Here is an 8,079-nt window from a genome sequence, read left to right as displayed (position 1 = left end):
AAAGTAATTATAATGTAATTACGGTGATTTGTCAATTTATTCACTGCGCGGAGCGCCAATCGAACGCTGGCTTAACCGGCAATGCCTGACCAGCGAAGCGAGGTGCACAAACCGTGACAGAAGGCCTTGTCCGGTTGAAGCTGTTGTTCGCTTGCTCCAAACCCCCGATAGCATCAACGAACACCTGAGGCCATCAGGCACGTCCTTCTTCCTTCATGATCAATGCGTTCCTGGAAGAGAATCCCTCTATTCCAGATCCACCAAAAAAATCCGGGTCCATTATCCGCCGACAATTCAGATCTGGCCAGCAGAAAAGATTCTCTGCGCAGTCCAGGATTCTTTCGCCGATCGAACCCCACAAATCGGGTTCCCCAATCCCGGGAAATCGTATCTTTCCCAAATAGGGTGTGCCGTCCTCGGGAGCCCAGGATGCCCCGTCAAGACGAACGCAAAGCTTTGCGGCAATTTTTGAACCGCGAAGCGGTGGAGAAATTGTCCGACAACAGCGTTTTGTTAAGTGCTGCCTAGATCTCAGTTGCATCTGGAACATCATAAATATTGTCAGTGATCTCGCTCATCAGACGGTGATCTAGCAAAACCTGCATAATGACTTTTACAGTCTCAGTGCATGGGATTATTGTGTCATTGGCATTATCAAAATTAATACCCCACCCCCTAGCGTTATTGACCCTTTGTAAAGTTTGGATAAAATTCGGCCGATTATAGATCCCTTTTTCTTCAATAACGGCCATTCTTCTCAACTGTATGGAGTTGTTTCCTACATACTCTACTATTGGCGATAAATCAGAGAACAAGTTACTGAACGAAGGTGACTGCTGAAGCTGTGAAAATGCAGCAACATACTCTTCACGATACTTCATTGCAGACTCAAACCCGCGTTTATTTGCAATAAATGCCGTATTTCCAAAAACGTAAAAGTCAAAACTTTTTTCAATAGAAAAACTATTATTCTCCACTGCCGATAGTTCTCCATTGGAAAAAATCATATTTATATACTTCTTAGGGTAAGAGGTCTTCCATGATGACGTGGAACGTTTTACAGCATAGACCGTAGTGCCATTTAATGTAAACTTAACCACATACCCTTTAGCCCCTTTCAGATCTTTTGACTCTGAGATTCTATGTTCGCTTTCGAGACGATCTACGAGAACCTTTAGGTTGGAGAAATCTGTAGTAGAAGGATCTAAAGTAAGACAGCTATTTTCATTGTTTTGTGATATGTAAGTGTATGGGCTGTGCTCTGTTATCCTATCAATCTCTTTCTTGACGAACTCTTTTAGTTTCGAGTTTAACTCGCCCTCAGTTTGAACATAAAATGCACGAAATCGTGAAGACGTAGTACTATCTTTGAAAACCCAGAGATGTGGATTAGAATTATCGAAGTCGAATGTTTTCAAAGATTGGAAGTCAACTGACATCAGCCACCTCTCGCAACATAGAAATCTTGTATTGTTTGCACACTATAATCACCGGGAATCAGATTGCCTTTATGCAACATTCTTACACTTCTTTCATTTCCGTTTATTTCTATTTCTGCCTCATAAAGCTTCCACCCAAACATCAGCAAAAGTGGGTTCATTATTATCTGTCCTGACTTGTATGTTATTGCGAACATCCAGATCAAGAACATGGCAAAACCTAAAAGTTTTTCAGGAGATTCGTAGCTAATTCCCATGAATGAAACAACATACGGAAAAACATAGTTAATAATGTCGTTGGGAATTGCTTTCGTTCTTTTTACTCTGGCCTCAAATGGAAACGATATCTTTTTGAGCGATATATTGGATAAAACTACTGAGACGAAGGTTATAAGGAGAAAGGCTATAGACAAATATGGGTTAGAGAAGGGGTTAAAGTAACATTCGCTCATTTTTGAAATATCACAAAATGATCGCCCCCACCAAGACATCGGTATGTCTTGGACGGCAAGTATTAGGGCCAACGGTAGGTAAGAGCCAATGAAAATTACAAAAGCTGAAAAAATTCTAAATTGCATTTCGAATTACCATCCGATATCTCCTGGCACACTGGCACTTAACATTGAGTTAAGCCGCAACAGGGCGTAGCCCGGTTGTCGCGCTTGAACTCGTTGTTAGATTTCTTCTATATCGATTTCATCATATGTAAAAAGAGCTTTTTCCTTTAAGTAATTTATATAATTTGAAAAATTCTCATTGATGGAGTTGTAATTTAATATATTTACAATTTTATTCCCGAAAACCTGAACCAGATCTATCGGAATTATTTCTTGTAAATAGTTTGCATCGACAAACTTTGAATAGTACTTCTTATTAGTATCTTCTGGAAATTTCTCATAAAAGACATGTTGTAGCCCATATTTTGAATTACTAATCGAGTCCATAATTGATTTTAGTTGATACTCTTTTTCACTTGCGTAAATACCTTTTGTGTCATATCTAAACCTGTAGGCATATCGCTTTATTTCTGATAGCACTTTAACAATATTCATGGTTTCAATGACAATTAGTTTATCCGCATCAATTTTCCAATTGATCAGTATTACATTTTCTATTGGAAATGATTTTCCATAATATGCTCGAAAGTTACCATACTTGATTCCAGAATCGGAAAGGTCTTTTTCGATGTCAGCTTTACTTAAATAGTTATTCTTTTCAAGAATAGTTTCTACGTCTGTTTCGTGTACATTAAAATACAAAGAGGCTATTCTATGATTATAAGCAACAACTTCTTTGTAATTATAAAAATTATTTTCTTTATATTCTTTTATTTCGATATTATCCGTGCTGGTAAATGTTTTAATTCCAAATTTTTCGCTTTCTTTCCATCCAAGTAAACCAAGATTTTTCATTTTTGCCTCACATAAATTTTTTTTTAGCCGAATGGCTCATTCAACCTACTATTATATTGCCAATATGCTCAATTTTCTATAAAGTTTCGGGCGTATATGACGTTTTGCCAAGCGAATGCGAAGACAAAATGTGCCGAAGGCCAAGGAGCGAAACAACGCAGCATATTACGCCCTGTTATGAGCAGTTATTTATTCCAATCCCACTTTTTTAATCTCCCCTTAATGTTAAATACTTTATCGTATTCTTTATTCTTAATGTGGTTCAAAGCTTTTGTGCTTTCACTTTTTACCAGACGAAAAAAGTCTTCGTCATATTCATCTGCTAGATTCTTATACGGTTCTCCAGCATCAATTATTACTCGTCGACTTGCTGTAACTGCGAGATCTTCGGCAGGATTAAAATATTTATAACCTACTGGATATATCGGAGAACCATCCGTCATTGATACTATCTCTTTAAAGCATTCCACCAAATCAGATTCCCATGATGATTCTTCTGAAATATTCCGATACTCCAGTGCAGACGCAATTATCAATTCGATAATGTATGATTTTAGACAATTTAATCCACATTCATTTTTCCAATCTTTTATAAGTATAGACAAATCCGAGAAGTAGAAATGTTCCTTCGCCTTAGACAAAATATATTCGTTATTCCATATTGATGTCATTCCTTGGTAGGCTCTTTTGTTTTTAACATCTTTATATTGTAAAGGAGAATTCAACCAAAAAGTGGGCACAATATCAAAGTCATATTTCTTTTCATCTCTATCAGAAAACGACGCTTTAACCGATACTTTAGTTATATCTAAAATATCTATTTCTGAAAAATTGGTTGATAGGATATGCGCAATTCGATTTAGTATCTGAGGAAATTCACTATATTTATGGTGTTTATTTAATATAAGGACTAGATCAAGCTCAGGATTATATCTAAGCATTGTTTTTTTATTAAAAGACCCTGCTGGTCTACATTCTTTTAAGCTTAATTCCGAATTATGTTCTATTACTGATTTATAGGAAGCTATTTTACTCATCAGAAAATCACTTTGCTCTTTTGTCGGCCTAAGAATTCTCTCTATGTATTTTTGTAATCCATTTCTACTCATACATACCTACCTCATGAATAATTAATTGCTTATAACGGGGCGGCGGGTATACGCAGTGGTCAGAGCAAGCCGAAGGCTTGAACTGGACATTGTGGATATCCGCCAGTTGTCCGAAGTTGCGGAGCAACGCAGGACAGCTGGCGGGATTGACCGCCGCCCCGTTTTCCAAAATTGCGTATCAATTTTGGAAAACGGATGGCAATATGCGGAGACCGGGGTTTCGAAGCTCCAACATGTCAAACCGTTATAATTTTGAGTAAATGTACAAAAGTTAAAATTGCCCACATCCCCCGGCTTACGTATATTGCGTGTTGCCAACCGTATTTTACTCTGCTTCAAAGTCATAAGGTGAATTAAGAAAGTCCAATACTTGCTTAGGATATTTTTCATGTATAAACTCCAATATTCGATGTGCAAATGGGTAAACTTTATCACCCTTCTCAACTCGTTTAATCCCAATCCATGAAGTTGGAAAATACCTTGCCATCATTCCAAACACATAGGATACAATGTACATTCCACTCAATAAATTTAATCCAATATCATTAGGCAATGAAGGTATCACACAACCATCTCCAATATTGAATGCACCATGCCATCTTTGTGTGATGTTTGGAGACCAATTTGGGTTCGAATATTTTATTAATGTAGAATGATTTTCACGTACAATTAATTTATCTGGACAGTATTCGTTAGGAAAAAGCAATTCTAAATCTGATTCATTTACTAACCCTTGCAGTTTTACATGAGTTAATCCATCATCTGTTTGTGTCTTTAATTCTTGAATCACCGCAAATGTTAATTTATCAGACAACCAAGAGTCATATTCTTTATACAAATCAGGGAAATATTGAATTACTTGTCTTAGAGTAAATTCCTCTCCAATTTGAGGCATTTTTAGTATGGATGCCCAATTTATCGCAGTCGAGTTTGCACTTAGATAATTTTTATTTTCAGTTGTAGTAATTAATTCGGAAAAAGTACCTTCTCCAATACATATCCTCAAATTCTCGAAATCCTTGTTTTTAAGTACTTCTTTCCAATTTTTAACTTCTAATCCATGAGAAGACTTTAATTGATGCTCAGTCTGTGATAGATTTAATGAAAGAATTAGTCCTTTTGATAGAGCCATTACCCCATAATATTGTAAAAGGGGTCTTACCGTAAAATTTGAATCATCCGCACTCCTAAAATATTCTCTTGCCTGAATGAAGTTTGAGGTAATTTGCTGAACTCTATTTGCATTAATCTCCCTGCCATATTTTTTTTGGATAAATCTATCTACAAGGTCTCTTGTTTCGAATTCTAATAATTCATTCCAAATTTTATTCATATGCAGTATCTCTCAATATGGTTGGCAACGGGGCGGCGGGTATACGCAGTGGCCAGGGCAAGCCGAAGGCTTGAACTGGACATTGTGGATATCCGCCAGTTGTCCGAAGTTGCGGAGCAACGCAGCATATACTTGCTGTTATAGGAAGTTGAGTCACTTACAACTCCAACAACTATTTTGACATATATATTTTACTTCGCCAACAGGCGAAATTCTTCTCTTCCTTTCCTTGCCCCCGCGCAGCGTGGATCTAACGCCCGCATCAGCTGCAATTTTGTCCCGAAGGGTTGGCGACCTTTTTGAGCATTCAAAAAGGATGACAAAAAAATTGTCAGTTGCATGCGATTGTTATATGGCTGTAATTCTACAACTTTAAGATTTCACTACAGTACTCTTTACCATGCTTTGAACACCAAATGCTTTTTAATTTATAAGCTGTATTGAAGTCAAATTTTGTATCATGCATTAAGTCTATTTCTTCCCAAAGGTCTTCTTTATTTCCGGAACAGTCACATGACTTTCTAACAAGCTCATTTTTAATTTTAGCGAAAAATCTATCAGATACTAAAAGTTCACGAGGTTGCGTAAAAGAGGCCAGTTTTGCTGCCATATTAATCGGCTTTCCAGCCCATACTTCATTCTGTCGATCAGTTCTTCCACCTGAACGTTTTAAGCCAATTTTTTTTACTAGTACTGTTTTTTGGTCAATTCCAATATGCCCACCGATATTTATCTTCGTTTTTTTTCCGACTTTTTTTGTAAACTCTTCTTCGATAAAAGTTTTTATTGTAATTGCAGCAGCAAAAGCTTTATATTCATCACCTTTGTCAAATAATGCAAAAACACCATCACCTTTTACATCAATATATTTAGCATTCATCTCATGAAAAATCTTTATAATAGTTCCTGTAAAATACTGATATATTGATGCTGAACTTTTATCATGTTTAGAAGCACTTAACTGAGTAGAATTAATCATATCTGCAAAAACACAAATAACATCAGGAACTTTTAACCAGTGATTTGGTTTCTCTATAGGAATATTATCTGTTTCAGGTATTTTGTTAACTACTTGTATTGATGTAGCAAGTTCATAATTCTTATTTTGTGTAGAAATAATCTCCTTAATATTATCCAAAACTTGTTCAAAAGTAACCACGTAATCTCCCCCTATTTATCTGATAAAAATAAAACAATTAAAAATGAAATAACGATCGATATGAAAGCAGAAAGTAAAAGAAATACGCCAATTTTAAAATAGGTAAATTTTGTATACGTAATTTTTGAATTGATTATTATCTGGTTTATATACTCTTTTGCAAATGAATTTTTTGGCTTTTCATTGATTGAATATTTTTCATAATATGCTGTTTCAAAATCTAAAACAGTATATTTCTGAATATCACCGAAATATAACAAATTATCATTATTCGATTTATTACCTTTAAATAGAAATGGTCTTTTTAGATTTGGATAAAATGAAAGTACAGTAGAAAAAACACCCAGTGCTGTAAATATTAAGATATTATACAGATATATCTTTAAACATATATTTGTTATAGTTATTTGTAGAAGGATTGTTAAAACCCCTAAGAAAATGGCTATAAAAATTGGAAGTAAGATAGCATTCTTAGCCTCAGCATATTTAAGCCACTCATTAATAGAGACATACAATCCCATTAAATTATTCTCGACTTTCTGTTCTTCTTCTGAAATCATAACTTTTCCTTTCCTATTATTAATTATTTTTACAATAATTAATATTTGCAAGATAGAATATCAAAATCACCTAATCCCTTTAATACGGATGTGAATATATTTTTTGACCAGCCACTCATATCAATTTCTTGAGATAATATTCGTTTACTTAGACCGGTTCTTTTCAATGTTAGAATTTGATTTTTATCAGCTTCGGCCTCTAGTCTATAGGCAATTGTCAATGGTTTTCCAATTGCAGTATATTCTTCATATACTTGTTCCAACCCTGTTTTACAATAATATAAATCTCCAGAACCAATCGCCGATTTAGATTCAAACTCTGTACAAAATAGTTCTTCAATTATTTCCTTCGAACAATAAAGTGCATTGTTAGAAGCATCTTTTTTTTTCATCCTCCTATCAAATAATGGAGAAAACATTGCAATTATCCCGTCACCCATTAATTTATCAATTCGTCCTGAATATTTATGGATTATCCTTAGCGTTTTTGAATAATACTCTTCAAGATAATTTTTTATATCAGAAGCAGTCATTTCCGAAACTGTTTCGGAGAACGAATAAATATCAATATATATAACATTTGTAAAAGATTCTTTTTTGTCAATTTCAATATCCAAATTTTCTAGACTAAAATTTTCAAATATTGATTTTCTTACTCGTTGATCAACAAATCGTTTATATAATTTATTTTGATAATCTAATGAATACATTCATACTCCATATAATTTATAACTGAAAAATATTGTCCATACAACGCTGGCTTAACCTGCGAGCCGTCAATTGGCGCGGTTTATGCTATCGGGTAGGGGATCGCAATCCGTGCCAATAGGCGAGTCAGGTTGAAGCTGTTGTTCGCTTGCTTCAAACCCCCGATAGCATCAACGAACACCTGGGGCCATCAGGCACGTCCTTGTTCCTTCATGATCAATGCGTTCCTGGAAGAGAATCCCTCTATTCCAGATCCACCAAAAAAGGTTCATCGTCGAATTCCGGGGAATGCGTGACGGATGCGAAGGAAGAAATATTCGTCGTCCCGGAAGCCATAGGCGACCCGTTTGATCACCTTG

8 protein-coding genes are annotated in these 8,079 nt (G+C 35.5%); all 8 read right to left on the bottom strand.

From position 1 onward, the window contains the following. Positions 1–524 precede the first annotated feature (524 nt). Positions 525–1,439 (bottom strand): DUF4868 domain-containing protein, encoded by a 915-nt coding sequence (locus BW950_RS14175; protein ID WP_076489958.1) that lies wholly within the window; start codon positions 1,437–1,439, stop codon positions 525–527. Beyond that, the gene (locus BW950_RS14170; RefSeq protein ID WP_076489957.1) at positions 1,439–2,017 is read right to left on the bottom strand and encodes a KwaA family protein; all 579 of its coding nucleotides are present in this window, start codon (positions 2,015–2,017) and stop codon (positions 1,439–1,441) included. Before BW950_RS14170 ends, BW950_RS14175 begins: the two co-directional genes overlap by 1 nt. A gap of 96 nt (positions 2,018–2,113) precedes the next feature. Next, positions 2,114–2,851, bottom strand: coding sequence for a hypothetical protein (locus tag BW950_RS14165; protein WP_143559278.1), 738 nt, complete (start codon positions 2,849–2,851; stop codon positions 2,114–2,116). A gap of 185 nt (positions 2,852–3,036) precedes the next feature. Beyond that, on the bottom strand, positions 3,037–3,960 hold the full coding sequence (locus BW950_RS15020; RefSeq protein ID WP_143559277.1) for a nucleotidyltransferase family protein: 924 nt from the start codon (positions 3,958–3,960) through the stop codon (positions 3,037–3,039). Positions 3,961–4,285: 325 nt separating this feature from the next. Then, positions 4,286–5,293: a YaaC family protein gene (locus BW950_RS14160; RefSeq protein ID WP_076489955.1), complete on the bottom strand. Its 1,008-nt coding sequence runs from the start codon at positions 5,291–5,293 to the stop codon at positions 4,286–4,288. A gap of 364 nt (positions 5,294–5,657) precedes the next feature. Next, the gene (locus BW950_RS15015; protein ID WP_143559276.1) at positions 5,658–6,452 is read right to left on the bottom strand and encodes a hypothetical protein; all 795 of its coding nucleotides are present in this window, start codon (positions 6,450–6,452) and stop codon (positions 5,658–5,660) included. Between the two features lie 11 nt (positions 6,453–6,463). Continuing rightward, positions 6,464–7,012 (bottom strand): Pycsar system effector family protein, encoded by a 549-nt coding sequence (locus BW950_RS14150; RefSeq protein ID WP_076489953.1) that lies wholly within the window; start codon positions 7,010–7,012, stop codon positions 6,464–6,466. A gap of 38 nt (positions 7,013–7,050) precedes the next feature. Continuing rightward, positions 7,051–7,722, bottom strand: coding sequence for an adenylate/guanylate cyclase domain-containing protein (locus BW950_RS14145; RefSeq protein ID WP_076489952.1), 672 nt, complete (start codon positions 7,720–7,722; stop codon positions 7,051–7,053). Positions 7,723–8,079 lie beyond the last annotated feature (357 nt).

It is taken from the genome of Alkalispirochaeta americana (genome assembly GCF_900156105.1).
GTDB classification, from domain to species: Bacteria; Spirochaetota; Spirochaetia; order DSM-27196; family Alkalispirochaetaceae; genus Alkalispirochaeta; species Alkalispirochaeta americana.
Note: the sequence above shows the minus strand (reverse complement) of the source record. Positions and strands in the feature narration are given on the sequence as shown.

What these genes read in the sequence shown, in the direction of transcription:
- BW950_RS14175 (WP_076489958.1), bottom strand. Translation starts at nt 1,439, where the DNA reads ATGTCAGTTGACTTCCAATCTTTGAAAACATTCGACTTCGATAATTCT.
- BW950_RS14170 (WP_076489957.1), bottom strand. Translation starts at nt 2,017, where the DNA reads ATGCAATTTAGAATTTTTTCAGCTTTTGTAATTTTCATTGGCTCTTAC.
- BW950_RS14165 (WP_143559278.1), bottom strand. Translation starts at nt 2,851, where the DNA reads ATGAAAAATCTTGGTTTACTTGGATGGAAAGAAAGCGAAAAATTTGGA.
- BW950_RS15020 (WP_143559277.1), bottom strand. Translation starts at nt 3,960, where the DNA reads ATGAGTAGAAATGGATTACAAAAATACATAGAGAGAATTCTTAGGCCG.
- BW950_RS14160 (WP_076489955.1), bottom strand. Translation starts at nt 5,293, where the DNA reads ATGAATAAAATTTGGAATGAATTATTAGAATTCGAAACAAGAGACCTT.
- BW950_RS14150 (WP_076489953.1), bottom strand. Translation starts at nt 7,012, where the DNA reads ATGATTTCAGAAGAAGAACAGAAAGTCGAGAATAATTTAATGGGATTG.
- BW950_RS14145 (WP_076489952.1), bottom strand. Translation starts at nt 7,722, where the DNA reads ATGTATTCATTAGATTATCAAAATAAATTATATAAACGATTTGTTGAT.